General features: G+C 54.6%; 28 protein-coding genes. 10 read left to right on the top strand and 18 right to left on the bottom strand.

Features of this window, described 5'->3' with window-relative positions; all coding sequences use genetic code 11:
- Positions 1-123: 123 nt before the first annotated feature.
- Positions 124-1,176 carry an alpha/beta hydrolase family protein gene (locus B2T33_RS01040; protein ID WP_286790928.1) on the bottom strand — a complete coding sequence of 351 codons (1,053 nt, stop codon included), beginning with the start codon at positions 1,174-1,176 and terminating at the stop codon, positions 124-126.
- Positions 1,177-1,309: 133 nt separating this feature from the next.
- Between B2T33_RS01040 and B2T33_RS01035 the strand changes: the two genes are divergently transcribed.
- The gene (locus B2T33_RS01035) at positions 1,310-2,311 is read left to right on the top strand and encodes a helix-turn-helix domain-containing protein (protein WP_197146897.1); all 1,002 of its coding nucleotides are present in this window, start codon (positions 1,310-1,312) and stop codon (positions 2,309-2,311) included.
- 103 nt (positions 2,312-2,414) lie between these two features.
- Here B2T33_RS01035 and recA read toward each other — a convergent pair whose 3' ends face one another.
- Together recA and nikR are read right to left on the bottom strand one after the other, a co-directional pair.
- Entirely contained in the window at positions 2,415-3,488 is a 1,074-nt protein-coding gene (gene recA, locus B2T33_RS01030; RefSeq protein WP_040823385.1) for a recombinase RecA, read from the bottom strand.
- Positions 3,489-3,773: 285 nt separating this feature from the next.
- The gene (gene nikR / locus B2T33_RS01025; RefSeq protein ID WP_197146896.1) at positions 3,774-4,253 is read right to left on the bottom strand and encodes a nickel-responsive transcriptional regulator NikR; all 480 of its coding nucleotides are present in this window, start codon (positions 4,251-4,253) and stop codon (positions 3,774-3,776) included.
- Between the two features lie 105 nt (positions 4,254-4,358).
- On the opposite strand from nikR, the gene B2T33_RS01020 reads away from it, so the two are divergent.
- Both B2T33_RS01020 and B2T33_RS01015 read left to right on the top strand, forming a co-directional pair.
- Positions 4,359-5,147 carry a DUF4198 domain-containing protein gene (locus tag B2T33_RS01020; protein WP_197146895.1) on the top strand — a complete coding sequence of 263 codons (789 nt, stop codon included), beginning with the start codon at positions 4,359-4,361 and terminating at the stop codon, positions 5,145-5,147.
- Positions 5,148-5,149: 2 nt separating this feature from the next.
- Positions 5,150-5,698, top strand: coding sequence for a hypothetical protein (locus B2T33_RS01015; protein WP_286790927.1), 549 nt, complete (start codon positions 5,150-5,152; stop codon positions 5,696-5,698).
- Here B2T33_RS01015 and B2T33_RS01010 read toward each other — a convergent pair whose 3' ends face one another.
- From B2T33_RS01010 to B2T33_RS00990, 5 genes are all read right to left on the bottom strand, one after another.
- The gene (locus B2T33_RS01010; RefSeq protein ID WP_197146893.1) at positions 5,699-6,598 is read right to left on the bottom strand and encodes a DMT family transporter; all 900 of its coding nucleotides are present in this window, start codon (positions 6,596-6,598) and stop codon (positions 5,699-5,701) included.
- Between the two features lie 201 nt (positions 6,599-6,799).
- Entirely contained in the window at positions 6,800-7,525 is a 726-nt protein-coding gene (locus B2T33_RS01005; protein WP_197146892.1) for a substrate-binding periplasmic protein, read from the bottom strand.
- A 326-nt stretch (positions 7,526-7,851) separates the two neighbouring features.
- Positions 7,852-8,532, bottom strand: coding sequence for a substrate-binding periplasmic protein (locus B2T33_RS01000; protein ID WP_286790926.1), 681 nt, complete (start codon positions 8,530-8,532; stop codon positions 7,852-7,854).
- A gap of 264 nt (positions 8,533-8,796) precedes the next feature.
- Positions 8,797-9,336 carry a hypothetical protein gene (locus B2T33_RS00995; protein ID WP_286790925.1) on the bottom strand — a complete coding sequence of 180 codons (540 nt, stop codon included), beginning with the start codon at positions 9,334-9,336 and terminating at the stop codon, positions 8,797-8,799.
- Positions 9,337-9,683: 347 nt separating this feature from the next.
- Positions 9,684-10,277, bottom strand: a complete 594-nt coding sequence (locus B2T33_RS00990) for a hypothetical protein (protein WP_286790924.1) — start codon at positions 10,275-10,277, stop codon at positions 9,684-9,686.
- Positions 10,278-10,803: 526 nt separating this feature from the next.
- On the opposite strand from B2T33_RS00990, the gene B2T33_RS00985 reads away from it, so the two are divergent.
- Positions 10,804-11,703, top strand: coding sequence for a DMT family transporter (locus B2T33_RS00985; RefSeq protein ID WP_197146888.1), 900 nt, complete (start codon positions 10,804-10,806; stop codon positions 11,701-11,703).
- An 85-nt stretch (positions 11,704-11,788) separates the two neighbouring features.
- Positions 11,789-12,826, top strand: a complete 1,038-nt coding sequence (locus B2T33_RS00980) for a sodium:calcium antiporter (protein WP_286790923.1) — start codon at positions 11,789-11,791, stop codon at positions 12,824-12,826.
- A gap of 36 nt (positions 12,827-12,862) precedes the next feature.
- Here B2T33_RS00980 and B2T33_RS00975 read toward each other — a convergent pair whose 3' ends face one another.
- The 8 genes from B2T33_RS00975 to flgB form a co-directional block, all read right to left on the bottom strand.
- Positions 12,863-15,481 (bottom strand): hybrid sensor histidine kinase/response regulator, encoded by a 2,619-nt coding sequence (locus B2T33_RS00975; protein WP_286790922.1) that lies wholly within the window; start codon positions 15,479-15,481, stop codon positions 12,863-12,865.
- Between the two features lie 225 nt (positions 15,482-15,706).
- Positions 15,707-17,710 carry a methyl-accepting chemotaxis protein gene (locus tag B2T33_RS00970; RefSeq protein ID WP_286790921.1) on the bottom strand — a complete coding sequence of 668 codons (2,004 nt, stop codon included), beginning with the start codon at positions 17,708-17,710 and terminating at the stop codon, positions 15,707-15,709.
- 211 nt (positions 17,711-17,921) lie between these two features.
- Positions 17,922-18,992, bottom strand: coding sequence for a flagellar biosynthesis protein FlhB (flhB, locus tag B2T33_RS00965; protein WP_286790920.1), 1,071 nt, complete (start codon positions 18,990-18,992; stop codon positions 17,922-17,924).
- Positions 18,993-19,042: 50 nt separating this feature from the next.
- Complete coding sequence (gene fliR / locus B2T33_RS00960; RefSeq protein ID WP_008890378.1) at positions 19,043-19,807, bottom strand: flagellar biosynthetic protein FliR; 765 nt, start codon at positions 19,805-19,807, stop codon at positions 19,043-19,045.
- A 51-nt stretch (positions 19,808-19,858) separates the two neighbouring features.
- Positions 19,859-20,128: a flagellar biosynthesis protein FliQ gene (fliQ, locus tag B2T33_RS00955; protein WP_063087530.1), complete on the bottom strand. Its 270-nt coding sequence runs from the start codon at positions 20,126-20,128 to the stop codon at positions 19,859-19,861.
- A 184-nt stretch (positions 20,129-20,312) separates the two neighbouring features.
- Positions 20,313-20,639 (bottom strand): flagellar hook-basal body complex protein FliE, encoded by a 327-nt coding sequence (gene fliE / locus B2T33_RS00950; protein WP_008890380.1) that lies wholly within the window; start codon positions 20,637-20,639, stop codon positions 20,313-20,315.
- 45 nt (positions 20,640-20,684) lie between these two features.
- Positions 20,685-21,092 carry a flagellar basal body rod protein FlgC gene (flgC, locus tag B2T33_RS00945; protein WP_008890381.1) on the bottom strand — a complete coding sequence of 136 codons (408 nt, stop codon included), beginning with the start codon at positions 21,090-21,092 and terminating at the stop codon, positions 20,685-20,687.
- Positions 21,093-21,115: 23 nt separating this feature from the next.
- Positions 21,116-21,517 carry a flagellar basal body rod protein FlgB gene (gene flgB / locus B2T33_RS00940; RefSeq protein WP_008890382.1) on the bottom strand — a complete coding sequence of 134 codons (402 nt, stop codon included), beginning with the start codon at positions 21,515-21,517 and terminating at the stop codon, positions 21,116-21,118.
- Between the two features lie 285 nt (positions 21,518-21,802).
- Here flgB and csrA point away from each other — a divergent pair, with 285 nt between their 5' ends.
- From csrA to fliP, 5 genes are all read left to right on the top strand, one after another.
- A complete protein-coding gene (gene csrA / locus B2T33_RS00935) occupies positions 21,803-22,069 on the top strand; it encodes a carbon storage regulator CsrA (protein ID WP_286790919.1) in 267 nt (88 codons plus the stop codon).
- Positions 22,070-22,301: 232 nt separating this feature from the next.
- Complete coding sequence (locus tag B2T33_RS00930; RefSeq protein ID WP_197146883.1) at positions 22,302-22,718, top strand: EscU/YscU/HrcU family type III secretion system export apparatus switch protein; 417 nt, start codon at positions 22,302-22,304, stop codon at positions 22,716-22,718.
- Complete coding sequence (locus B2T33_RS00925) at positions 22,715-23,050, top strand: flagellar protein FliT (RefSeq protein ID WP_008890385.1); 336 nt, start codon at positions 22,715-22,717, stop codon at positions 23,048-23,050. Before B2T33_RS00930 ends, B2T33_RS00925 begins: the two co-directional genes overlap by 4 nt.
- A 184-nt stretch (positions 23,051-23,234) precedes the next feature.
- Complete coding sequence (locus B2T33_RS00920; RefSeq protein ID WP_197146882.1) at positions 23,235-23,621, top strand: FliO/MopB family protein; 387 nt, start codon at positions 23,235-23,237, stop codon at positions 23,619-23,621.
- Positions 23,618-24,442, top strand: coding sequence for a flagellar type III secretion system pore protein FliP (gene fliP, locus B2T33_RS00915; protein ID WP_197146881.1), 825 nt, complete (start codon positions 23,618-23,620; stop codon positions 24,440-24,442). Before B2T33_RS00920 ends, fliP begins: the two co-directional genes overlap by 4 nt.
- A gap of 50 nt (positions 24,443-24,492) precedes the next feature.
- On the opposite strand, the gene B2T33_RS00910 is transcribed toward fliP, so the two are convergent.
- A complete protein-coding gene (locus tag B2T33_RS00910) occupies positions 24,493-25,761 on the bottom strand; it encodes an NAD(P)/FAD-dependent oxidoreductase (protein ID WP_197146880.1) in 1,269 nt (422 codons plus the stop codon).
- Between the two features lie 248 nt (positions 25,762-26,009).
- The coding region (locus tag B2T33_RS00905; RefSeq protein ID WP_286790918.1) for a tetratricopeptide repeat protein at positions 26,010-26,855 on the bottom strand (846 nt) is incomplete at its 5' end.

Here is a 26,855-nt window from a genome sequence, read left to right as displayed (position 1 = left end):
TCCCGGCGCGAACAGCACAACAATCGATTGATTCTAAAGGATATTTCCTCAATCGTGATCATTTTGGGGCACGTCAAGTGAAGGAGATCACGGTGGACCTCCTTCACATCAATACCTGCGAAATCAGGATGCCTTTGCATCAAGCGCCAGATATTCACTGATTTCATCAATGATCTGGCGATGGATCAGGGCGCGGTCCGTGCCAGGGGGATCGGTGCAGATCGGATCGCTACCTTCTTCTTTCAGGATTTCGGCGGCGTTTGGCTGACATTCGTCAAGAAATGTCAGGTGATGTGCAGGCGCAAAATTTGCCGAAGACGCATTCTTGATGCGCGCAACAAGATTGCTGCCAGTCGGACCAAAATCGGCAGCCGCCCATTTTTCTTCTTCGCCAAGGCCAATGAAAAGCACAGGAGATTTCACCGCTGCAAGGCTTTGCTCCGTCGCGGCGAACCCCATGCCCGGTTCAATCGCAATACTACGTGTAATCCGGTCATCCCGGCTGGGAACGTCGAAATCATTGGGCATATGATCAAGATCGACGCCTCCTTTGCGCAAAAAGTCGCAATCCTGTGCGGCATCGCCAAATCGGTCGCAATATTGCGCAAAAAGCGTTTGATCAAACCTTACCCCGATAAGGTTTAGGACCGTCGTTCCGCCCAAAGAGAAGCCAATTGCAGAGATATTTTGGCGATCAATGAAGGGGGCAAAGGACGGATTTGACAAAACCTGATCAAGGGTCGCCTGAATATCAGCCGCGCGTTCGCCAATAAATGGTGTCCGGCGGGGTGAAGAGTCCCCTGATGTCGTACCGGGATGGTTTAGCGCAACAACAATTGCCCCGCGCAAGGCCAGTTGCGAAGACAACCAGCCAAGTCCATCCATATTCCCGCCCGAGCCAGGTGACAGAAGGACCAGCGGGTGCCTGCCCGGTTCAATTGCCGCACCGATATAGGCGCTTGTTCCCTTCCAGATGATATTGTTGCCGACAGGTGCCTTATAAATCACGGTGTCTGCGGGATACCAGACTGAGGCCGCGACTGGCATGGAACGATGGGCAGCGCGCACATCAAAACGATCATACCCGGCATAATCGGTTTGCTGTTCCGCCAGTACAGGCGATGTTTTCAGGCCTGCGAACAGACACAGGGCAAAGGCGAGATATATCGGTTTCATCACAAGGATCCTTGTCCTAAGTTGGAGTACAGAAGAAGTTCTGCCCAAAACAGGATGGCCTTGCGTCCTCGAACGGGTTTGTGGACGTCTCAAAACCGGTTTTGATACCCCTTAGGCGGAAAATTGCGATCAGATGCTTGTTCTACCTGTTCCGATGATTGTGGCGCTGGTTTTAGGGTTCTTGTTTGTCCGCGCCCTTGTCGGCCAGAAAACGCCCAAGATGCTGATGGCACTTCTACTGGCTGCCGCCGCGCAAAGTTTTTTGGTCGGGCTTGTTCAATATTACGGCATCGACGGGCTGAGATGGCTTCAGCCGATCACGGCTTCTGCCATTCCGGTCATAGCGTGGATGGCATTTGTTGAGGCAAGCCTTCGCGCCCGTTTACAACGCGGGGACCTGCTGCATTTTTCGATGCCGGCACTTGTCGCGCTCTGTGTCTTCTTTTTGCCTGTCGTGATTGATGCTGTCTTGTGCAGCCTTTTTGTCGGATATGGATTGGCAATTTTGGTGATGCTTCATCGCCAACGGGGTGATTTTGCACATATGCGTCTGACATCGGGACAGATCCCCGCACTGGTCTGGCGTTTTATCGCCATTGCACTGATCATATCAGCCATCAGCGACCTGCTGATATTGCTGGCCAAGATTGACGGGAACGATGAGATTGCCGGTGTAGTTCTCAGCGTCACCTCGTCAATCGCGCTACTGACAATTGGCTTTCTCAGCCTGTCGCCAGACATTGCGATTGATGTCGCATTGAAGGACCCGGTCGATGATAGCCAGGCCGCACTGAGTTCTGAGCAATGTCGGGCCATCATGAACGAACTCAACGCGTTACAGACACAGGAACGGTTGTATCTTGATCCGGATCTGACCCTTGCCCGAATTTCCCGACGCATGGGACGTCCGCTCAAACAGATTTCAATGGCGATCAACACCACGACCGGTGAAAACGTGTCGCGCTATATCAATAAATACCGGATTGAGCATGCCTGCCGCATGCTTGACGCGGGGGAAAATGTGACCAACACGATGCTTGAAAGCGGCTTTAACACCAAATCCAACTTCAATCGTGAATTCCTGCGGATTACAGGCAAAACGCCAAGCCAATGGCAACAACAAGGCTCCACCTAGCCCCCTCAGCCGGCAAAGACAACCTGGCAGCGTGAGCAGTAAAGAAAAAGGCGGCACCCATTGTGGCGCCGCCTTTTGCAATCAGTTGGAATGATCAATCAGATCAATCGTCGTTGACCGGTTCGTCTTCGCTCATATTGGTCATGGCTTCGGCGATCAGACCGGCACTCTCGCGAATGCTGTTTTCGATCTCCTTGGTCATTTCCGGATTCTCGCGCAGGAAGCTCTTGGCGTTCTCGCGGCCCTGACCGATACGGGTCGAGTTGTAGGAGAACCAGGAACCGGATTTCTCGACGATACCGGCCTTGACGCCAAGATCAAGGATTTCACCCATCTTGGAAATGCCTTCGCCATACATGATGTCGAATTCAACCTGCTTGAACGGCGGGGCCATCTTGTTTTTGACGACCTTCACACGCGTCTGGTTACCAACGACTTCGTCGCGGTCCTTGATCTGACCGATACGACGGATATCAAGGCGGACAGAGGCATAGAATTTAAGCGCGTTACCACCGGTTGTGGTTTCCGGGCTGCCGAACATCACACCAATCTTCATACGGATCTGGTTGATGAAGATGACCATGCAGTTCGAACGCGAAACAGAACTGGTCAGTTTACGCAGTGCTTGGCTCATCAGGCGGGCCTGCAGACCAACGTGCGTATCGCCCATCTCACCTTCAAGTTCGGCGCGCGGGACAAGGGCAGCAACCGAATCGACGACCAGAACATCAATCGCGCCAGAACGCACCAGCGTGTCAGCGATTTCAAGGGCCTGTTCACCGGCATCGGGCTGGGAAATCAGGAGTTCGTCGGTATTCACACCAAGCTTGCGGGCATATCCCGGGTCAAGCGCGTGTTCGGCATCGACAAACGCACAGGTCCCGCCAAGCTTCTGGGCTTCGGCAACCGTGTGCAACGCCAGCGTGGTTTTACCCGAACTTTCCGGACCATAGATTTCGACGATACGGCCACGCGGCAGACCGCCAATGCCCAGTCCGATATCAAGACCGAGCGAACCGGTTGAAATAGCTGAGATATCAACGGCGCTTTCCCGCTGACCCAGCTTCATAATCGAACCTTTGCCAAATGCCCGTTCGATCTGCCCAAGGGCGGCTTCGAGTGCCTTCTGCTTATCCATAGTATCCTTATCCACCAAATGCAGCGCGGTCTGAATCATTGCTCGAACTCTCTTATTCCACAGGGCCGGGTTGGATGCAACGCAGGCGGTTCCCCGGACCTATAATGCGGAACGCCACCGCTAGACTGTTTTGCCTGTTGCCGCAGCCTGCCACTGCGTTCTTATCGACAAAACAACTGAGAACATAATGCGAACATTCTCACAAAAATTCGGATGTTGCAAGTTTGTTCTCATGGCTTCGATTAGAACTTTCAGAGAACAGATGCTTCAACCGCCCGCCCAACAACAGCGGGGCGTGGGGTCAGTGACGGTTTGGCAATACGATCAGGTGGTGATTTTAAGATGTTCGTGCTTAGGCGCATGTCCATCGTGATCATCGCCATGATGATGGCTTTCGACATGCAATTCACCCGGCACGGTGTAAAGCTGCCCGTGGCGCACGCCCGGCTGTGCCAGAACCTTGTCGGCAAAGGCGCGGATTTCAGAAAGCCGCCCGCGCAGTGTCACACTTTCAAGGCAGGTATCATGATCAATATGGAAGTGCACCGTGGAAACCGTCAGATTGTGATGTTCGTGCTGAGTGCTCATCAGGCGTGATGCCAGCATGCGTTCCTCGTGATCATAGACATAGTTCAGAACCGCAATCCCGACCCCGTCGGCATTGTCTTCAAGCTTGGTGTTCTGAAGCTTTTCACGGATCAGATCGCGAAATCCCTCTGACCGGTTGGTATAGCCGCGGTGATCAAGAAACGCGTCAAACGCCTCCATCAGATCGTCTTCAATCGATACGGTCACGCGGGTCATTTTGACTACCTCTCACAATCAACGGCTTGACGAGTATGATCTTTTTTGAAAAGTTCATACCCGCACATGGTTCTTCCATAAAAACAATTTCCCAAAGGAACGCAAATGTTTCAACCAAAGTTCGCAGCAAGCATGGTGATTGGTGCCGCAACGCTTCTGATCGGTCTGTCGGCAAACGCGCATGAATTCATCGCAAGCCAATCGCCTGAGACGGCGAAGCCGGGCGAGAATGCGACACTTATCCTTGATTCGACCCATCAGTTTGGCCTTCCGGAAGAAGCAGAAGGCGTAAATGATGTGCGCGCCACGCTGATCACCGCCAATGGCACGAACGACATTGCGATTTCCCAAAATGACACCGCGCCCAATCTGATCGGCACGTTTGAAGTGCCCGATACGGCGGCTTGGATTTCCGGCCATCGTCTGGGTGTTGTCTGGTCGCAAACCCCCGATGGCTGGCAGGCCGGCGGTGCCGATGAACATCCCGATGCCATCGCATCGACCCGCTATGAAAAGTTTGCCAAGCTTCTGGTGGGTGTCGAAGGCTCAGCCGATTTTGTTACCAAACCACTTGGTGATGCACTTGAAATCGTGCCGCTCAGCGATCCGCGTGACACCAAGGTCGGCGAGGATGCCGAGTTCCAGATCCTTTTGAACGGTCACCCGTTGACGACATCGGTTCTGGCAACCTATGCCGGATTTACCGAAACACCGTCCTCCTGGGCCTATGCGACAGAGACACTGAGCACCGAGGCCGGCAGTGGCATTGCCAAGATCCGGGTTTCGGCCCCCGGTTTGTGGATTGTGCGTATCGCGGCCGATATGCCCGATGCCGAGGAAGGCGTTGGCAACCACAACATCCGCGCGACGCTATCATTCGCCGTAGATAAATGATGATGGCACGGACCGGCTTTTATCGCCTTTTGGTTCTGATGGCCCTGCTGATTGCGGGGCCATTGGCCGTCCCTGCCCCCGCCCATGCCCATGGTGCTGGTTGGCAGGTCGAAGATAGTGCCAATACAAAGACCTATGGTTTTCGATATACCGACGGATCCCCGATGGCCTTTGCCGAGGTGGTTGTCACAACCAAGGACGGCAAGGTCTGGCAAAAGGCGCGCACGGACCGGGTCGGTCAGTTCTCCCTTGGGCTTGGCGGCACACCAGCACCAGATGCGCCAAGTGAACTCCACATCAAGGTGGCCGATGGCATGGGGCATGTTGTGCAATTGGCCTATCAGCCGACGAACACCGCCAACGCCACAGTCACACCGGGGGGCGGCCAGACGGCAACTGCGTCGTCGACAACGGCCATCCAAGGCACGCCCGCGCTGTTTGATTTGCCGATTTGGGCAAGCATCCTGTTTGGCTGCAGCATCCTCGCGAACCTGTTTGGCGGGCTTATGCTTTGGCAGCGTCGCCAGATGGCTCGAAAACAGTCGAACTGATCAGGGCATGAACAGCAAGGTCACACCGCCAAAGGCAAGGCAGGTTCCGATTACCGCCTGAATGCCAACCGGCTTGCGCAGGATCAGGCCTTCATAAACGATCAGAATAACCGGCGGCAGCGCCATCAGGGTTGAGGCAATCCCGACATTGGCGTTTTGAACCGCCAGCATTGAAAGCCACACACCGATTGCGGGCCCGATAAGCGCGCCCAGCAACAGCCATTTGCCAACATCCGGCGCGATACAGGCCGTAACAGTCCGCCGCACCCGGCCAAGGATGATCGCCAATCCCCACATGGCGATCACGGCGACCAGTGTTCTGATCCAGGTGGCGGAAAGTGCTGAATAGCCATCAATCAGGGCATATTTCGCCGTGATCAGATTTGCGACCTGACCGACCGCGCCGCCAAAACCAAACAGAATGCCAATGGCATAATTGCGTCCCTCAAGCCCGATCGGGCGGCCCTTTTTGCCAAGAATGACAATCAACACCCCCCCCACCCCACAGGCGATCCCGGTGATTTCAATCGGGCGCAGCGTTTCATCAAACAGGACCCAGGCCAGAACCGCGCCCATGATCGGAACGGTCGACATCAACAACATCGAAAGCCGCGCACCGATCAGAACAAAAGCCTGAAATAGCATGGCATCGCCAATCACCAGGCCCAAAACCGATGAAAGCGACAACCAGCCAAGCTGTTCCCACGTCACGGCATTCGGCCATGGCTGGCCCTGAAGGATCCAATGCAAAATGGTCAGACAAAAAATCGAACAGGCCAGACGCCCGCGATTAACCGTCTGCGCCCCCGCCTTCCCGCCGATATTGGAAAAGATCATGCTGGAACTCGCCCAACAGAGCGCAGCAGTAAAGGCAGCAGCCTCGCCAAAAAGGGAAATCATGGGGGCGCGTTTCCGAAAGGGTTTGGTTATTCAACCGTGATGCCGGTTGTGTTGGCGGGTCGTAGTGGGGCAACCCTGCCTGTCATAAACCGTAAATATTCGGACGTTGGCAATTGCTTTTATTGCATGACGGTTTGACGGCTCACGCGCCGACGCCAGATGGACAGCTTCGATAGATTTTGGGCTCGCGAGGTCGGTTGATCAGGACTTGGTTTCCGGGCCTGTCAAATCAAGAGCCGCGCGGAAGATATCGGTGCCGCGATTGAATTGCGGCAACAGGGCTTCGTATTCCTTGCGCAGCCAGCTATAGGTCGTAAGGGTTTCCAGTTCGATGGTGCGATAGCCTTCCGGCACGCCTTCGGTCTGTTTAAGCGAGAAATCGTCAATCAACAGGCCATCTAGCCTCCCAAGATTGAGCATGCGCAACATCATCCCGGCACCCCCGGGTACGGTGACGATATCAGCAAGACCGAGCAGTTCCTGTTTGCCGTGGTCGTCGCCCAGCCAAACGCCGATTTCCTTGTTTTTTAGATCATTGAGTGATTTCACGGTGTCGTCAGCCGTGATCAAAAGGCTTTTGGGACGTCCAACAACCACCGCCCCGGAAACAAGCGGCACACCAGCCGATTGTCGAATGGTTTCGCCGCTGGCAAAGACACCATCGATTTCGCCCCGTTTAAGAGAGACAGCGGTGCGTTTGTTTGGCAACCAGACCGGCTGCACACATAACCCGGCCTCTGCCATCGCGGCACGGTACCGCTCGGCAGAGCGAACATGATCGGCCATTTCCGGCAAGGCGATCTTGAGACAGACTTCTTCGTCTGCCTTTGCCGAGGGCAGCAATTCAAATGACAGGAAAAGTGCTGCCAGAAAAATGACAGCGAACATACACGACCGAACGATCGCATTGGGCTTGCGAAGCGCCATAGTATCACCCCCAAGGCAACATCTTCCCGGTGATAGCGGGACATGTTGCGAGCCTACCTGATCTGCCCGCCGTCATTGATTGCGGTCGGGTCATTTTCATTGTTCTTTGGTTTCGGCTTTTGCCGTTAGGGAAAACTATACGTGCAATCCAAAAGCGCGTGCAAGCACCTGTTTGCCAATCGTCTAAGGCAAACGTATAGGTCGCAGTGCAGCATTACGCGCCAGAATCAGAGCCAAGCTGACGGGGCGCCAAAGCCGTTTTGATCGCGCATTGCAAACACACAACTGTAAAGGCGGGAGCGCCTTTGGCCCACATGTGATGCGGCTCAGGAGGGGTCCTTGCGCAAGGCCGCTATCTTTTCCCGGAAGCGGACGGTGCCATTATCAAATTTCGCCATCTGTTCGGCATGTTCGGCCCGAAGGAAGCTATAGACGGCGAGATTGGCAACAGGGATCGCAACGAACCCTTCCGGCGCACCACCCTGGCTGCGCAATGAATAGTCATTGAGCAAAATGCCATCCAGACGCCCTTTCACAAGCATCTCCATCATCAACTCCGGTCCACCGGCGACGGGCACAACATGTTCATAATGTTCAAGAAGCTTTTCTGACCAGCCTGTTCCCAACCAGACACCGATCTGCTCGGACGTAAGCTCTGACAGGGTTTTGGGCCCATCCTTTTTAACGACAAACATACCATCGGGTTTCCCCAAAATGACACTGCCGCGGATCACAGGCGTTTCGGTCGTCTTCCCGTATGTTTCAAGCATGGCAAAGACGCCATCAATCTGTTCATGGCGCATTGCCATGAACGTTCGCGCATGGGGCATCAAAACAGGTTCGACACAAAGACCGGCATCATTCATTGCCGCCTGATAAATATCGTGTCCGGTATCGCCAATTGTGGCTTCGGGGATGGCAATGCGCAGGCATGGTTGCTTTGCCTTTGCACCGGGCAACAATTCAAATGACAGGAAAAGTACTGCCAGAAAAATGATAGCAAACATGCACGACCGAACGATCGCATTGGGCTTGCGAAGCGCCATAATATCACCCCCAAAGCAACATCTTCCCAGTGATAGCGGGACATGTTGAGAGCCTACCTGATCTGCCCGCCGTCATTGTTCGCGGTCGGGTCATTTTCATTGCTCTTTGGTTTCGGCTTTTGCCGTTAGGGAAAACTATAAGTGCAATCCAAAATCAAGCGCAAGCGCCTGTTTGCCAATCGTCCAAGGCAAACGTATAAGTCGCAGTGCAGCAACAAATGGCGGTCAGGAAGGTTTTTTGGCCCAGGCAACTATTCTTTCCTGATATTTGGCCGTGCCTGAGTCAAACATAGTGATAAGCTCAGCATGCTCTGCGCGAAGCCAACTGTAAACCGCAAGCTTTTTCACGGGAATAGACACGAAACCGTTTGGCACACCACCCCGGAGATCAAGAGAAAAAGCATTCACTAGCATGCCATCAAGACGCCCTGTAACAAGCATCTTTTTCATCATTTCAGGCCCCCCCGGCACGCGAACAACGTGGTCATAGCGTTCAAGAAGTTTTTCCGACCATGACGCCCCGAGCCAAACACCGATCTCTTCGATGGTCAGTTCGGACACTGCTTTGGGTCCGTCGCGTTTGACAACCAATACACCATCGGGGTTGCCGACAAGGACGTTGCCACGCACAACCGGTGTACCGACGCTTTGTTCGAATTCTTCAAGCATCGCAAATACGCCGTCGACCTGATTGTAGCGTAAGGCCATGAATGCGCGCGCGTTCGGCATTCGTACTGGATCAACACACAGGCCGACATCGTCCATAACCGCGCGATAAACGTCCGGCCCGACCGGGCCAATGGCCGTTTCGGGCAGTGCAATACGAAGGCATGGCTGCTGTGCCTTCGCGCTTGGAAACAGGGTAAAGGAAAGGAAAAGAGCTGCAATACAAATCGTTGCAAGCACACAGGACCTGACGTACCTGTGAAATTGAAAACGCACCATTTCAGACTCCCACGGCACCGAACGGTTGTTGAGTGACCGTATCCCGGGAAATTCTCCTTGCAGTTGGCCTACAAGTGTAATTTTTTCGGAGCGTTATGGCCCACTGCTGCAGACGATATCTTCAAACCTGCCAATTGGCTAGGACAAGTTATTTGTTTTCTGTAGTTTCAATTCGGAGGCGCCGCCTTATCGCAACATGATATCGTAATACCAAGTTTTGCCAGAAAGGCGCGCGTGGCGCGGTCAAATTGCGGTTTGATATCGGCAAACTCGGCTTTCAGCCAGCTATGCACATCAAAATGATCAATCTCAATCGCCTTGTATCCTTCGGGCACACCGCCCGCAAGACCAAGCGAATAAGCATCCGCCAGCATGGCATCAATGCGCCCTTCGGCCAGCATTTCCTTTAACATCGCCGTACCGCGCGGTACCCTGATCACGTTGGCGTATTGCTCAACAAGCTTGGTGCACCAGGTCGCGCCAAGCGGTACGCCAAGGACCTCTGTGGTGAGATCTGAAATACCATTGACGGGACCGTCGCGCACAACAAGATATCCAGCCAATCGACCAAGCAGCACATCACCGGAAATCAATGGCACACTAACAAGTTCCGGCAGATCTTCACGCGATGCAAAAACCCCTTCAAGTTGCCCGGAATTCAGTGCTGCCACCGCACGTGTTTGCGGCATGGCTTCGGGATGAACGCACAGGCCAACGTCTGCCATCGCCTTGCGATAGAGCTCGATTTTTTGCTGATCCACGTAGATTTCCGGCATTGCAATACGAATACATTTCTCATCTGCACTGGCAGCGGGCAAAAGCCGGAAAGAAAGCAATAGGGCAATGAAACATATCACTGCAAAAACACAGTTTCGGGCAAACCTGTGGCTTGAATAGCGGGCCATACATACTCCCAAGAGGCTTTGGTCTATTTTCTTTTTTGTTCGCCGAGGTTCCGCAATTTTGGAATGCTCTGGAACTTGTTTGTTCTGGCGTTTGCACCGCAACAGACCAAACGATACGTCTTATTGTATGATGTGACCAGCGCCGAATGCGCATATCCTTCATAGCATCGATACATCTTGTCCCGAGTGCGACATGCTGCACCCCCCGATGTTTTGGAATTACAAGCATTCCGCGCTTGACCGATGAAAAAATGGCGCGCACCATCTGCGCGCGGCTGGCCCGAAAATCGGGAAAGCAGCGCCACCAAGCCACCAAAGTTTTTAACCGTGCCGCCCTGCATCCCCCTTGGATGCACGACGCCCCATATTCCGGACACCCTCTATGAAACCAGGGGATATCGCCCGCTACCTGTTCCTTGCCATCGTGTGGGGACTGTCATTCCTCGTTGTTGTTAAAATTGTCGAGGCTTTTGGCTGGGTCGGTGCCGTCACCTTCCGCGCCCTGATTGCCGCCGGATCGCTTTACTTTCTTGCCCGACTGTTTCGCCGCAAACTTGATTTTTCTGCTGGTTGGCGCCCCTTTGCCATTGTCGGTGCCACCACGGTTGCCGTGCAACTGATCGGCCTTTCCTATGCTGCACCGCGGATCGGGACTGCGATGGCCGCCATTTTTGTCGCAGCCATTCCATTGTTTTCCATGATCATCAGCCAACTCTGGGGCCTTGAACGCACGACGAGACAGGGCTTTGCCGGCTTGGTGCTTGGCATCAGTGGCATTGTGTTGCTGGTCGGGTTCCCCGCCGTCCCGGTCACGTTCGAATTTGCTCTTGGCTGTGTGGCATCAATCCTTGCCGCCCTGTGTGCGGCCTTTGGCAGCAATTATGCCAGCCGTCATCTGCGCAACAGTGGCAACTGGGAAACCACCATCGGCGCGTTTCTGTTTGGCGGATTGATGACCTTTCCGCTGATCTTTGCCGTGCCATTGGAACGCACACCGGTTGCCATGGATTACCTGTATCTGGTCATTGCCGCAGTTTTGATGAGTGTGTGCACCTATATCGCCTATTTCCGACTGGTCGCCTCCATTGGGCCGACCCGCGCGATCAGTGTTGAGTTTCTGGTCACCGTGATTGCCGTCTTTATCGGAGCGACAGTTTTGGGTGAAAAACTTTCCGCCATGCAGTTCATTGGCGGGGTCACAATCATGGTGGGCTGCGCGTTGGTGTTAAACCTTGTGCCTGCGTGGATGCGTCCGCGTCCGAGCGTCCCTGAAATTCCGTAAGCCACGCGCACCACATCCGCCAAGGAACAAGCTGGCCTGTGAGAAGTTAGACTAGATAGTCCTCTCTGATCACGGAAAGCAGCGCATGCCCTTTGACCTTGGCCAGCAGTCGCTCGGCATAATTGTGATGACCTTTGCGGTCTGCACACTGATTATCGGTTTTGCCGGGACCCGACTTGCAGGGATTGCCATCAAACTGGCCGAGCGCACCGGCATGGGGCAAATCATTGCAGGCGCACTGTTTGTCGGCATGTCGACCAGCCTGCCGGGCAGTGTCCTGTCGGTGACGACCGCATGGCAGGGCCATACCGACCTTGCGATTGGCAACGCCCTTGGCGGGATCGCCGCCCAGACAACCTTTCTGGCAATTGCCGATCTGGTTTATCGCAAGGGCAATCTCGAACATGCCGCCGCAAGTGCTACCGGCCTTGCGCAAACCACCCTTCTTTTAAGCATGCTGTCCGTGCCGCTTCTGGCCTATGCCGGGCCGGAATGGATCATTTTTCATATTCACCCGGCATCGATCCTGCTGTTTATCATTTATGCGTTTGGTCTGAACCTTTTGTCGGAAATCCGCGATGAACCGATGTGGCATCCCAAGAAAACCGACCTGACCGAAGAAGACGCCAAACATGACGAAGCCGACACCCACCCGGAAAGCTCCGTTCGGCTATGGGTTGAATTTCTTGCCTTCGCGCTTCTGACCGCCATTGCCGGTCACGTCATCGGGCAGGCCGGCCTTGCAATCGTTGCGGTTACCGGGATCAGCGAGACCGCCGTCGGCACCTTCCTGACTGCGATTTCAACATCCTTCCCGGAATTTGTTTCGGCCATTGCCGCTGTGCGGATGGGGGCGGTCAATCTGGCAGTTGGCGACATTATCGGCGGCAATGCTTTTGATGTGCTGTTTTTGGCCGCATCCGACTTTGCCTATCGCGAGGGGTCGATCTACGCCGCCTTTACCGATCAACACATCTTCACCATTGCGCTGGTCATCCTGATGAGCGGGGTGTTGCTGTTAGGCATGCTCAACCGCGAACGCCGCGGCATTGGCAATATCGGCTGGGAAAGCTTCGCGATGCTGGCACTTTATGGTGGATCAATATTCTATCTGGCGGGCTAGATTCTATGTGGCGGGCTGGCCCGTGGCGTAAACGCCTCAAAGCACTTCCTTGACCTTGGTCGCAAGGTCTTTGAGCGAAAACGGCTTGGGCAGGAAGTGCACACCGTTTTCTTCATCCAGCTCGTCGCGATAGGTATCCTCGGCATAGCCAGAGATGAAGATGACTTTCAGTTCTGGCTTTTTCTCGCGCAGCATGCGGATCAGGGTCGGGCCATCAATGCCGGGCATAACAACGTCCGAAATCACCAGATCAATGACCTTGTCGGTGTTGTTTAGCACCTCAAGCGCGTTGTCGCCGTTATTGGCCTCAAGCACGTCATAGCCCTTGCTGCGAAGGGCGCGGGCACCAAAGGTCCGCACCGCGTCCTCATCCTCGACCAGCAAGATTGCGCCGGTGCCGGTCAAATCGCGCGACGGGGTTTCTTCAACAACGGCCTGGGTTTCGGCAAGTTCGGCCTCGGATGCCTCATAGCGCGGCAGATAGATGGTAAAGGTCGTGCCTTTGCCCTCTTCGCTGTTGACCGCGATAAAGCCGCCAGTCTGTTTGACGATGCCATAGACGGTCGAAAGACCAAGACCCGTCCCCTCGCCGCGCTGCTTGGTCGAGAAGAAGGGCTCGAAAATGCGGGTCAGGTTATCCTTGGGAATGCCGATGCCGGTATCTGTCACCTTGATGCCGATATAATCGCCCGGCGGGATGACCTCGGTGCCGGTTGCGGTCGGCTCGTCGATAATTTCGGTGCTGGTCTGAACCGTAAGCGTCCCGCCCTCGCCCGCCATGGCATCACGCGCATTGACCACAAGATTGATAATCACCTGATCAAGCTGCCCCGGGTCGACCTTGACCAACCCGATGTCGCGACCGTGGCTGACCTTAAGATCGATCTTCTCGCCGATCAGGCGGCGCAGAAGGTTGGACATTTCCGCCAGTGCATCGGTGATATTGATGATTTTCGGCTGCAACGTCTGACGGCGCGAGAACGCCAAAAGCTGCCGGACAAGGTTGGCAGCACGGTTGGCATTCTGTTTGATTTGCATGATGTCGGCAAAGCTCGGGTCACCCGGCCCGTGACGCGACAGCAACAGATCACAGAAGCCGATCATCGCGGTCAGAAGATTGTTGAAGTCATGCGCCACCCCACCGGCAAGCTGACCAACAGCCTGCATTTTCTGGGACTGGGCAAATTGTTCCTCAAGGTTCTTCTGTTCGGTCGTATCAAGGAAGTTCAGCAGCAACGCACCGGCTTCGCCCGAACGGCCTGCCACACGTTGCAGATAAATCTGGGCGGCAACCCCGCGTGATCCGGAAAGGCGGGCTTCGATCTGCCCCCCTTTGCCCATGCCCATAACGGCCTTGGACAGGTATCTTGCCACTTCGTCACGGTCTTCGGGGACGATCAGCTCCAGGATCGAACGACCAACAACCTTGTGATGCATCTGACCGGCGGTATCGATAAAGGCGCGGTTGGCATCCGTAACTGTGCCGGACATATCGGCCAGAACGATCGAAAGCGGGCTTTCATCAAAGAACCAGCGCACCCGACGTTCGGTTTCGGCCAGCGCATGTTCCCATTCGTGGGCCGGCATCGGATCGGGGAAGATCACAGCCTGACTGCGTACAGGCCCGGTGCCCGGCGCGTTGATTGAATGTGTCACGAAACAGCGAATGGGTTCGCCCCCGGCGACCTTGAATTTGACCTCGCCATTAACGCCGTCGCCAACGATCAGATCCGCAAGTTCGACCGACCCGTTGTTGAAATCTTCGGGCTCTCCGCCAAGCCAGCTTGCCAGACGACGGTTGAGGTAAAGAATGCGGCCTTCTTCATCCAGACCACACACACCGACCGGCAGGCGTTCGATCATCTGATCGGCTTGCTCAAACCCACCTTGCGCCTCGGCGATCGGAAGGTTTGCCGCCATCTCGGCGGCCGTCGGGCCCGCGAGGGCAAAGCGTGTTTCGGTATCTTCGGCAGGCAACAACAAGGACGATCCGCCATCGGCCATCACAGCGCTGTCGACACCGTCAACCGTCCACAGCATCTTGCCCGCACGCGCATCGGCCGCGGTGACAGAAATGCGAAGACAGACACCATTGGCGGCGTTGCTCGTATCAGGGGTGATGTCACCCTCTTTGTCAGCCTCTTCACCGTTTTTGGTTTCTTCGGGGGTTTCGCCCTCCAAAGGGGCACTATCGGCTTGATACTTTTCAGAACGCGACAGATCGACAAACATCTGTCCGCCCTCGCCACGCATCGCACGGGTGCGCAATTCGGCCAGTTCGTCACTGCCAATGCCAAGAAAGGACAGGCGCGCCTCAAGCGCGGACAACATGTCCGATCCGGCTTCAATGCCGAGCTTGGATGAAAAGGCCGTGTTGGCGTAAAGCGTACGGCCATAGGCATCAATCAGCGCAACGCCAATATCGGATTTGGCGAAGCCGGAAATCAGCGGGCCAAGCCCATCATGCCCGCCATTGCGAAGCTTTGCAGACAGCGACAATGACGCAACCGCGACCACCGCAACACCGGTGACCATCGCACCGATGATCCACATCAGACGCGCGTCAAGCCCCGCCTTTGCCAATACGTCCATCAGGACGAAGACAAACGCAACGAATGCGACACTTACAGCAAGGATAAGCCCCCGAAACAGCACGCGACCGCCTTTAACGACAATAACTTAACAAAATAGTCTATACTTTTAGCTGCTTATCGCCCGACTGGCTACCGGCAAGTTTGTCGTCCATCACACAGCCCGGCAATCACCCCAAACCGAACGCAACGCCCGCAAAATATGCAAAAGGCAGGAACCAAGAATGGTCCTGCCTTTCGAAGATTACAATTCCGCGGTTTCAGTTCACGATTTTGCTGTGACCAATACCTAGCGGCTCAAACGCTTAACCTGCGCTTCATCGAGTTTGATGCCGTCGAATTCAACGCTAACTCCCTCGTCGCTTACATTGCGTACAATGGCCCTTACAGGTTTGTTCAAACCAGGAAGTTCAACTTCGACCTTGGTGCCCGAAGCAATTCTCTCATTGCACGAGAGCTTCGCCCCGCGTTCGGAGATGTTTTCAAGCCGCGCCTTCGATGCCTTACCGCCAAAGCTGATAGCCACATCCTTCGAAGCGCGATGACGGGTCGAAGAGCGACGATCAACATCAGAGGTCGAAGTCCGGACAACTTCGACGAGCACATTACGAAGATCTCGCACAGCATGTGCGACCTTCTCGGAAAGAGCACCAACCTCGGCGGCAAGTCGCCCCGTGCCCGATGCTTCTTCGGACACCTCATTGATCCGACTCGAAACTTCACGGGATGCATCAGCGGTTTCGTTTACATTACGTGCGATTTCAGATGTTGCAGCACTCTGTTCTTCAACGGCAGCCGCAATCGCGGTCGAAACTTCATCCATTTCGTGAATTTTCTCGGCGATGGTTGCCACTGCGGTAACGGCGGAATCCGTCACCGCCTGAATTTCCGCAATTTGACGGGTAATTTCATCGGTCGAACGGCTGGTCTGGGTTGCCAAATTCTTGACTTCCTGCGCAACCACCGCGAAGCCCTTGCCTGCATCACCGGCACGGGCGGCCTCGATGGTGGCATTCAAGGCAAGAAGGTTGGTCTGCTCGGCAATGCCGGAGATCAACTCCACTACCTCGCCAATACCACGCACGCTGTCTGCCAGCTGCGAGACAGTTGCTTCTGTCGTACGGCTGGCCTCAACAGCGTCTTCACTGACCCGGTTGGCACGTGAAATCTGACCATTGATTTCGCCCAGCGAAGAGTTCAGTTCTTCACCGGCACCGGCAACCGCTTCTACCGTCGCCAGTGCCTGTTCAGAGGCCGCAGCAACGGTCTGGGAATTGCCCTGAACAAGGTCGGCGGAGCTAGACATGCGATGGGCCGCCTCTGCCAGTTCGCCGGTTTGTCCCGAAATGATTTCAACTACGCGGCGGGTTTCATTTTCAACCCGCTCGGCCATTTCCATTAGAGACTGGCGGCGCTGCTTTTCGGATTCCAAGCGATCAGCTTCTTGCTGTTCGCGCATTTTCAGGTTGTTCAAACCGGTTTCGCGGAACACATGCATAACCCGAACCAGATCGCCGACTTCGTCACTACGCTTGGTTTCAGTGAGTTTGACGTCATATTTGCCATCAGCCAGTTGCGCCAGCGTGGTCACGCTCTCGGCGACCGGTGCTGAAATGCGGCGATGCATGACCCATGCAATCAATGCACAAACAATGATTGATGCAATGGTCACTGCCGTTGTAAGAACGAAAACAAACTCAACATTGCGTTCAAGGCCATGAAGCTTGTCGACCAGGGCTTGTTCGATTGAGATACTATAGGTATCGGTGTACTCAACAGCAACTTCAAGCGCCGCAGCAAGGTTTGCCGCAGCATCATCAAAGTTGCCCATCATCTTGTTGCCAACTTCAGGACCACCGTTGATATAGCCCTGCGCCATTTCCTTGCCAGCGGCATAATAAGCCGGAAACGCTGCCTCGACCTTTTCAAGGGATGCTAGCAACTCATCCTGCCCAAGCTTTTCAGCCAGAGCTTTTGCTTTTGCCAAGTTTTCTGCCAATGCCTGTGCAGCGATTTCGGCCTCGTCAAAACCGTCATTGAGGCCATCAAGCCCACGCGTTGCCGAAATATCGGTCAACCATTGCTGAACCTGAACGACATTATAGCGCGCGCCCTCAATCGCCTTAATCAAGCTCGGTACATCCAAACTGACAACCACACCAATTTCGGCAGCTTCATGAGTCGCACGACGGCTCTCGCCATTCACGATACCTATACCAAAAGCCACCGCGATCAGCATGACGACGATAATCGCGTTCGACAGGGCTATCTGCCCGGCAATCCTCAATTTCATAAAGACATTCCCGTTAGAAAAGGCACATATTTTTGCAATGGACTAGGCGTACATAACCGCCCGTATAGTATCAAAAACACGCAATGGGAACCACTAATTTGCTTCTACCACCTATGCGGCAATCACCGATCGCCGCAAATCATTGCAAGCAAAACGTACTATAGTATTACAGAAAGTAATTTTTATAGATCAGACGGACCTAAGAAGCTTACTATCCAAGCTTCTTGCCACGTTGACGGAAAACGAACGAGATGATTTCGGCGACGGCTTTGTAATGTTCAGGCGGAATTTCCTGATCAATCTCAACGGTCGCAAACAAGGCACGGGCGACCGGCGGGTTTTCCATGATGGTGATGTCGTGTTCCTCGGCGACTTCGCGGATCTTGAGGGCGACATTGTCCTGGCCCTTGGCGATGCACATCGGGGCGCCCATTGTATCGATGTCATATTGCAGGGCCACGGCAAAGTGCGTCGGGTTGGTGATGACGACGTCGGCCTTGGGCACGTTTGACATCATGCGCTGCTGGGCGCGCTCCATCCTGATCTGACGGACCTTCGCCTTGATCTCCGGGCTACCTTCCGTCTGCTTGAATTCGTCCTTGATCTCCTGCTTCGACATTTTCATTTTCTCGTTGAACTCGTACTTCTGATAGGCGAAGTCGAGCCCGGCAATCACGGCGGTCAAAGAGACCGTCGCGATCAGCAGAATAATGATCATGTCATAAAGACGTTCAAGCGTCAGACCGAGCGACTGCTGTGGATACAGCTCCACATCGAAAAGTTCGGGCATAATTACCAGTGTCAGCACGACAGCGACTAGGATGATCTTGCTGACATTTTTGGCGAACTCGACCAGACTTTTCATCGAAAAGAGGTTTTTAAGTCCGCTCAGTGGATTGAGCTTGTCTGGCTTTGGCTCGATGCGTTCGAGCGCAACAACAATCCCGTTTTGAATGATATGCCCGGCGGCGGCAAAAAACATCAACAGGACAAACGGAATACCCAGCACCCAGAGCATGCCCAAAATGACGCTCTGAAACAGGTCAGGGAATCCCGCCTGCGAGACATCAAATGTGTGAGGATGCGCAAGAAAACCGACGGCCAGATCACGCACCTCGGCTGCCATAGTCGGGCCCAGCATGGTCATGACAAGACCACCGCCGAACAAGATCATGAAGTTACCGACTTCCTTGGAAACCGCCACCTGACCTTTTTTTCGCGCGTCCTCAAGCTTTTTACTTGTGGGGTCTTCTGTCTTTTGGCTGTCGTCTTCTTCTGCCATCGGCACACCCATGCTTGGCAATACCGGGCAAACATCTGCCCGCCACGGCCTTACGGACTAAGAAACGCCTCAAGCCCGTTCTCGAAATATGCAAGATAAACCATCATCATGGATGGCAGGGCCAAGGTCAACAAAAGCAGTGCGATCGCGATCTGGACCGGCATCGCAACAAAGAACACCGGCAATTGCGGCATCAGCTTGTTGAGCAGACCCAACGCAATCTGCAAACAGATTGCGACCACCAGAAACGGTGCCGACATCTGCATTGCAATCGCGAAGCTGTCATTCAGCGCCCTTGCAAAAAACTCGCTCATATCACCAACCGGCAAAACACCGCCCGGCGGAAACAGGGTATAGCTTTCAAACACCGCCTGGATCATCAGGTGATCCATCCCGGTGGCAAACAACAACACCAACCCGACCTGCATCAGGAAATTACCCGTCACAGCACTTTGCGCGCCGGACAACGGATCGGCGGTAAAGGCGTTCGCCATCGATGACAGATAGGCAATAATCGACCCGGCAGTCTGGATTCCGGCCATCATCACCTGGGCAAACAGGGCAAAGAACAATCCGACCGTCACTTCATATCCGATACCCACCAGAAGCGACGGCGCATCAGCGGGCTGTGGCGGGAAAAGCGGCCCGGCCAACGGCGAAATGACAACCGCCACCCAAAAGGCAAACAACAGGCGCGCGCGTGCCGGGACTGAACGCGCCCCTATACCCGGCATAAAGGCAAAGGCCGCCCCCACCCTGGCGAAAGTCATCAGGACGACGTAAACATTCAGCGTAAGAAGTTCTTGAAGATCCATGTCGTCTTCGACTGCCTTACTCATCCCCGCTGGCGGGCGGCGGGTTTATCGCTAATTCGGTAGCCCGATAAAGTGGTCAACCATTCGGCCCATAAATTCAACCATCTCGGTCATCATCCACGGCAGCAAAACCAGAAGCGCGATGAAGATCACCAGAATTTTGGGCACGAAGGTCAGTGTCATTTCCTGAATCTGTGTCAGGGCCTGAAACAGGGCGATGATCAGGCCAACCCCAAGCGCAATCAGCATCAACGGCGTGGTGACTTTCAGCAGTGTCCACACCGCGTCATAGGCCACGTCCATGATTTCAGCTTGATCCATCGGGTCTTCCTGTTTCGCCGTCTTGTCATGTGGGCCGCTTGGCGCCCTTATCCTTCATACAGGATTTATCACGGGTTTTGCCATGATTTCCTGACATATCAAACGCTTCCTTGCGGATTTCCCAGAAACACAAAAACCGCACGAAAGATCGCGCGGTTTTATCAAGGGCGTCTGAAAATGCCGATCAAACCGGCATGTTGAGAATGCTCTGATAGGCTTCAACGGCCTTGTCACGAACCGAGACAACGGTACGCAGGGTAACTTCGGCGGCGGACACCGCAGTCACCACCTCGTGCAATTCGGCATCGCCGGTGATGGCCTTCTGGGTCATCTGTTCGCTGACTTTCATGGTATCGCGGGCATCATATGCCGCCCCCTTGACCATGTCGGCAAAACTTTCCCCCGGGTTCACGGACTGGCCCGAACCAGTTACGGTTTCCGTAACGGTGTTGGTCTTGCCGGCGGCCGCATTGCGGTAGGCAGAAATAGCATCGTTGAAGCTTGCGACCATGGGTATCAATCCTTAAGCGTGTTCTTGTCCCGTTATATCGACTGCCTATTGCAGGATATCAAGGGTCTTGAGCAACATACTGCGCGATGACTGGATCACATTGAGGTTGGCCTCGTATGAACGCTGTGCTTCACGCATATCCATCATTTCGACCAGCGTTTCAACGTTCGGGGTCTGAACATAGCCCTGATCGTTTGCGGCCGGATGGCTTGGTTCGTACTTCATACCAAAATCAGAGCGATCAGGCATCACCTTATTGACCTTGACCATCTCGACACCGACTTCGCGGTCCATGACGTTTTTGAACGTCAGAAGCTTTCGGCGATACGGCTCCTGCCCCGGTGCCGTTGCAAGGCTGTCTGCGTTGGCAACGTTTTCAGCCGCAACACGAAGACGGGTACCCTGTGCGCGCATACCGGCAGCCGAGATTTTAAAAGCCTTGTAAAGTTCCATGGTTCTTACTCTCTAACGACAGGTTAAATGCGGCCAAGGGCCGAAATGAACATTGATTTCTGTTTGGCATACAGACGGGTCATGGTCTGATAATCGACCTGGTTTTCGTTCATCTTGACCATCTGTTCTTCAAGGATCACGGCGTTTTTGCCCGGTGCGACTTCATAGTTCTTGCGCACTTCCTCGTCCTTGAAGTTCTGCGGTTTGTTAAGACCCTGACTATGGCCCGGCGTGGTCGCCTGCATCGCAAGGATGAACTGACGGTCGCGGCCGATATTCTTCGGGTCGAATTCCTTAAGATCGTTGGCGCGGTAGTTCGGCGTATCGGAGTTGGCAATATTCTGCGCGATGACTTCCTGACGCTGTGTCAGCCAGTCCATCTTCTCTTTGAGGTTGGCGAACATGCCAAGTTTGCCGATATCCATTTCCTGCTCCTTGTCTGCGCGTCTTGCAGTATTGAGTGCGCGGGTAAAGCCGAAGTTAACATCACGCCCTGATCGGACCCGGATCGTTCGAAGGGCCGTTTTTGCCGCCCCGATAAATCCTGCCAACACAAATGCACGTAGCGTGCCAAACATAAAAACAGCGTTGAATTTGCCCGCATTTCGTTCTAATCACTGCGGGTACTAGACCCCGAGTATGAAACCGGGCATATTGAGCTCATCTGACGAATTATATTTGTCATCTATCTATCGAAACCGGGACATTGCATGCTCTATCTCACACGAAAAGTTGGCGACTCCGTTGTCATTGATGACAATATTGAAGTCACTGTCGTTGAGGTGCGCGGCAAGACCGTAAAGCTCGGCTTCACCTTCCCCGAAGATGTGCAGGTTCTGCGTCGCGAACTTTATGATCGCATTCAGGAAGAAAACCGTTCGGCAGCGGTTAGCGAAGATCTTATTCGCCACCTCGGCACTGTCGGATCATCCGACAAGACCGCGTCCGAGAAAAAGAGCGATACCAGCGACGATTAGGCACTATGCCGCGGCCCCGTCTATCGCTTAAATCCCCACCCCACTGACATCCCGCATACAGAACATCTCAGCCCGATGATTATCGACTGTGTCATCTGAGGGTCGTTTGCCTGACGACACATCGCAGTTGTCGGCGACAACGATTTGTTGACCATCTTGGGTCTATGGTCGACGCTATCGAGGTTGATCGCCGCAGACTGGCACGGCAAACCGTCCTGAGTTAAAGAACCGAATGAGCGGGAAAAAGCCCACCTATGACATTACCGACACCCCGGCAAGCAGGACGGAAAATCTTGCCGCACCGGGTGCGCATGACCAAAAAGCGGTCGCGCTACGGTATCGGCATGGGAAGGATAATGCCCCGACATTAAGTGCCAAGGGCGAAGGCAGCGTTGCGGAACAGATATTGCAAGTCGCCTTTGCCAACGGCATCAAGGTCCGCAAGGACAGTGATCTGACCGAAATTCTGATGGCTGTAGATGTTGAAAGCGAAATCCCGCTCGAAGCCTTTGCAGCCGTCGCCGAGATTTTGAACTATATATACCGGATCAATCGCATCTATGGCGGTTCGTCGCGCAGCCAGTCCGATCCCGAAGATCAGATCATGGCCACACCAAATAATGACGTAAACGGGGAAGGCCCATCATGAGCCCAGAACAGTACAAGCCCGATCAGTTCAAGAACGACCTGAAGCGCGTCCTGTCATTGATCCGCACCGGACAGCGATACCTTGAAGACGGCAAGGTGGTTGAACTGGCAGCGCTTGAAAGCCGCATTGCCGATCTGTGCGAGAAAGCCCGCACCATGGCCCCGGACCAGCGCCAGGACGTTGCGCCGTTGCTTGCTGCACTGAGCGAGGAACTGGCAGAGTTCGAAACCCGCATGCAGCAGGAATATAGCGACATCCAGCGCCAGCTGCGCGGCATCAGCAACACCGCACAGGCAACAAATGCCTATGCGCAGGCCGCCCGCACGAAATAGGTCCTGCCCACTAAGGTGCTGATTTAAAACCGGCCCTCGAAACAGACCTTCGGGGGCAGCGCATGTGGATGCTGCCTTGCCTGACCTTGCACGGCACGGTAAACAGAAACACGAAGACAGGTGATCGTTTCAAGATCAACCTGCCAACTGAGCGTCACAGGTCGTCGACGGGGAAAACTGCCTGATGGAACTAAGCGCCTATTTCCGGTTTGTGGCCGCCCTGCTTTTTGTGCTGGGGATTATTGGCGTGTTTGCCCTTCTGGCACGACGGTTTGTACCCGGTGCGCGCAACATCAACCGCCGTGGTGTGAAAAGACGCCTGTCCGTTGTTGAAGTCGTCCCGGTCGATACCAAACGCCGTCTGGTTCTGCTCAAACGTGATGACACTGAACATCTTGTCATGCTCGGCCCGAATGGCGACACTGTGATCGAACGTAATATCGGCACACAATTCAGCGAAATCCTTGGCAATCAGAGCCTTGCCGATGAAATCCCCGCATCTTCAGATAGCACGATCACGGCCGACAGCCCAAAAGACACCGATCAGACTGACAGGAATGCGCCTGCATGAACCGTGACACCCCATCACCATCGGCACGCACCCAGGATGTAAAACCGGCCAAAACTGGTTGGCGCGCGCCACGCTGGTTAACGCTTTGCGCAATCTGGTCGCTGATCCCGCTGATCGCCATCATGGCAGGCGGTGACACCGTTCACGCGCAATCATTCAACTTTGATCTTGGCGATGGCCCCGGGGTGACATCATCGGGACGTCTGATCCAGTTGATCGGCCTGATCACGGTTCTGTCCATTGCGCCGGCCATCCTGATGATGGTGACGTCCTTTACCCGTATTATCGTGGTTCTCAGCCTGCTTCGAACCGCCCTTGGCATTCAGCAATCGCCGCCAAACCAGGTTCTGATCAGTCTGGCCATGTTCCTGACCCTGTTTATCATGATGCCGACCTTGGAACGCGTCTGGGACGAGGGGCTGGAGCCGATGATCAATGGCAACATTGATGAATTCGAAGGGTTCGAGCGGTCCGTCAAACCGGTTCATGATTTCATGATGACCCAGGTCCGCGAACGTGATCTTCAGCTGTTCGTTAATCTGGCCGGGATCGAGGAAATCACATCCCCTGATGACATCCCGCTGCGCTCGCTGATCCCGGCCTTCATGATCAGTGAATTGCGCCGTGCGTTTGAGATCGGCTTCTTGCTGTTTATTCCGTTTTTGATCATCGACATGGTTGTCGCCAGTATCCTGATGTCGATGGGGATGATGATGCTGCCGCCGGTCATCATTTCCCTGCCGTTCAAACTGATCTTCTTTGTGATGGTGGATGGCTGGTATCTGATTGCCGGATCACTGGTCGAGAGTTTCGGCGGATAGGCCGACGGGCCAAAAACGTTGCATCCCAGACAACAGAAAAACAGCCTATCTCAGCTTTCGAGGTAATCGCGCAGGCGATAATACCAGATCGCAATCGTCGCATAGGCACGGTGCATGTCATGGGCAATCAACGGGCTGATGTCACTGAACCGCAGGGGCAACGGCGTATCGGGCGCCAACAGGTTATCGGCAATTGCCTTGCCCAGTGACGTCGACAAAGCCACCCCGCGCCCGTTATAGCCAACCGCCATCGTCATATTGTCCAGCGGGCGATGAATATGCGGCAAATGGTCATAAGTCATGGCAAGGCGGCCCGCCCAGCAAAACTCAATCGGAACCGACTTCGTCCAAGGATAATAGGCATGCAGTTCCGAGACGATCCCATTAAATGCCACGCGACTGACGGGATCAGCAAAGGATCCCCGCCCACCGATCATCAGGCGTCCGCCCGGACCAATGCGGAAATAATTACCAATCCGGCGGCTGTCGGAAACGGGCGTTTTGGTTGGTAGCACGGTCGCAAGCTGTTCTTCACTGAGTGGTACTGTTGCCACCTGAAAGCTGTTTACCGGGATCAGACTTCTGCGCAATTTCGGAAATAGGTCGCCGGAATAGGCGTTTGTTGCAACCACCAGATGGTCGCTTGTTATTGATGCCGCGCCATTCTCAATCTCGGCATGCCATTTCCCGGAAATGCTTTTAACGCGCTTTACCGGTGCCGGTGCAAATACCTGACAACCTGCTGCTTGGGCTGCCCGCGTCAGACCGCGAATGTATTTCAACGGATGAAGTTGGCCTGCCCGGTTATCGAGCCATCCACCGACAAGGCGCTGGCATCCTGTAAGGGACTGAATTTCGGCGGTATCGAGCATTTTGACATCCGCCCCGCGCGTCTGCCATTCGCGCATGCGGGTTTCCAACCAGCCAAGGTGATCGCGCTTGACCGAACCCTGTATCCAGCCACTTGGCGTGGCATCACAGTCGATGTCGTTTTCCTTGATCAGGTTGAATGTCGTCTCGGAGGTTTTCCCGGCAAACGCGGTTGAGAATTCGCCATAAAGCCGGTCTATGTTGTCCGGATCGTGTTTAAGCCCCGGGATCACCTGCCCGCCATTGCGCCCGGACGCACCAAAACCCGGTCGGATGGTATCCACAACAATCACCGACGCACCGCCCTTGGCAAGCTGAAGCGCGCAGGACATCCCGGTGAAGCCGCCACCGATAACCAAGACATCGCAGGCGTAGTCGCCTTCGGGCTTTTGTGTTTCGGGGGCGTTATTCGCGGTCGCTTCCCAGACCGATGTCAGATCATCTTGCATTTGGACCTCGGTCACCGGGCGTTGTGGGCCTTGCGGTGGAACCTGAAAATGAATTGGGTTAACGAACTGATTTTAAAACCATAACTCAAATCCAGATGGCATCAATGGATTAGTTTTCCTGTATCCAGCGCCATGGGTAACAACACCATCGCTCCAACCCGACCGGTAAATAAAAAAGCCGCCTGCAGCGCAGGACGGCTTTTGGTCTTCCCTAGACTTGGGCTTTGGCGCCCAACGGATATCCGGTCCTAACCTTGGCGGCGGCCGGATTTGAAAACATCCTGTTCAAGCGGCTTGAGGCCAAAGCTGCCGCGACGCGGACCGGGATTTTCCGCCACGTATTTTTCGGCAACCTTGCGTTCGTCCTCGCTCATACGGGCGTGGATTGCCCCCATTTCGCGCTGCGCCTGACTGCCTTCGGTCGGTGCCGACATTTTCAGCCAGTAATAGGCCAGAATATTGTCCTGTTCGACGCCACTGCCAATCGCATAAAGGCGTCCAAGTGCTGCCTGACCATTTGCCGATCCCTTGCGGGCCGCACGTTCATACCAGGTCGCCGCGCGCACCATATCAACCGGCACACCAAGGCCATGTTCGTACATTACACCGATCAGGTGATAGCCGCCCGGATGGCCAAGCTCGGCCAGATCCATGGCAAGGTCCAGCGCATTGGCGTAATCGGGTTCGCGGTGCGGCACACCGAAAATCTGGATCTGGGTCATCTGATATTTCGCAGATGCATCCCCCTGATTAACCGCATGGCTCAACATCTTCCAGCCACGGTCAAACAGTTTCAGATCCGATGAATGGCAGAAATACATCGCAAGGTTGGCCTGGGCATAGGCATCGCCTTCGCTTGCGGCAAGTTCAAACCAGCTGATGCTTTCGGCGATATTGCGTTCCGCGCCAAGCCCGACACCAAGTGCATAGCCAAGGGCCGATGCGGCCTCGACACTGCCGGCGCGTGCCGCACGCATGTTAAACTCGAACGATTTCGACGGATCGCGACGAACCCCGCGGCCTTCAAGATAAAGGTATGCCAGAACGCTGGCAGCAGACGGGTCATTCAGTTCGCTTGCGCGTTCGAAATAGGA

Origin of the sequence: Thalassospira sp. UBA4513, assembly GCF_002388495.1 — a bacterium.
In the GTDB taxonomy this organism is placed as follows: domain Bacteria; phylum Pseudomonadota; class Alphaproteobacteria; order Rhodospirillales; family Thalassospiraceae; genus Thalassospira; species Thalassospira tepidiphila.
Note: the sequence above shows the minus strand (reverse complement) of the source record. Positions and strands in the feature narration are given on the sequence as shown.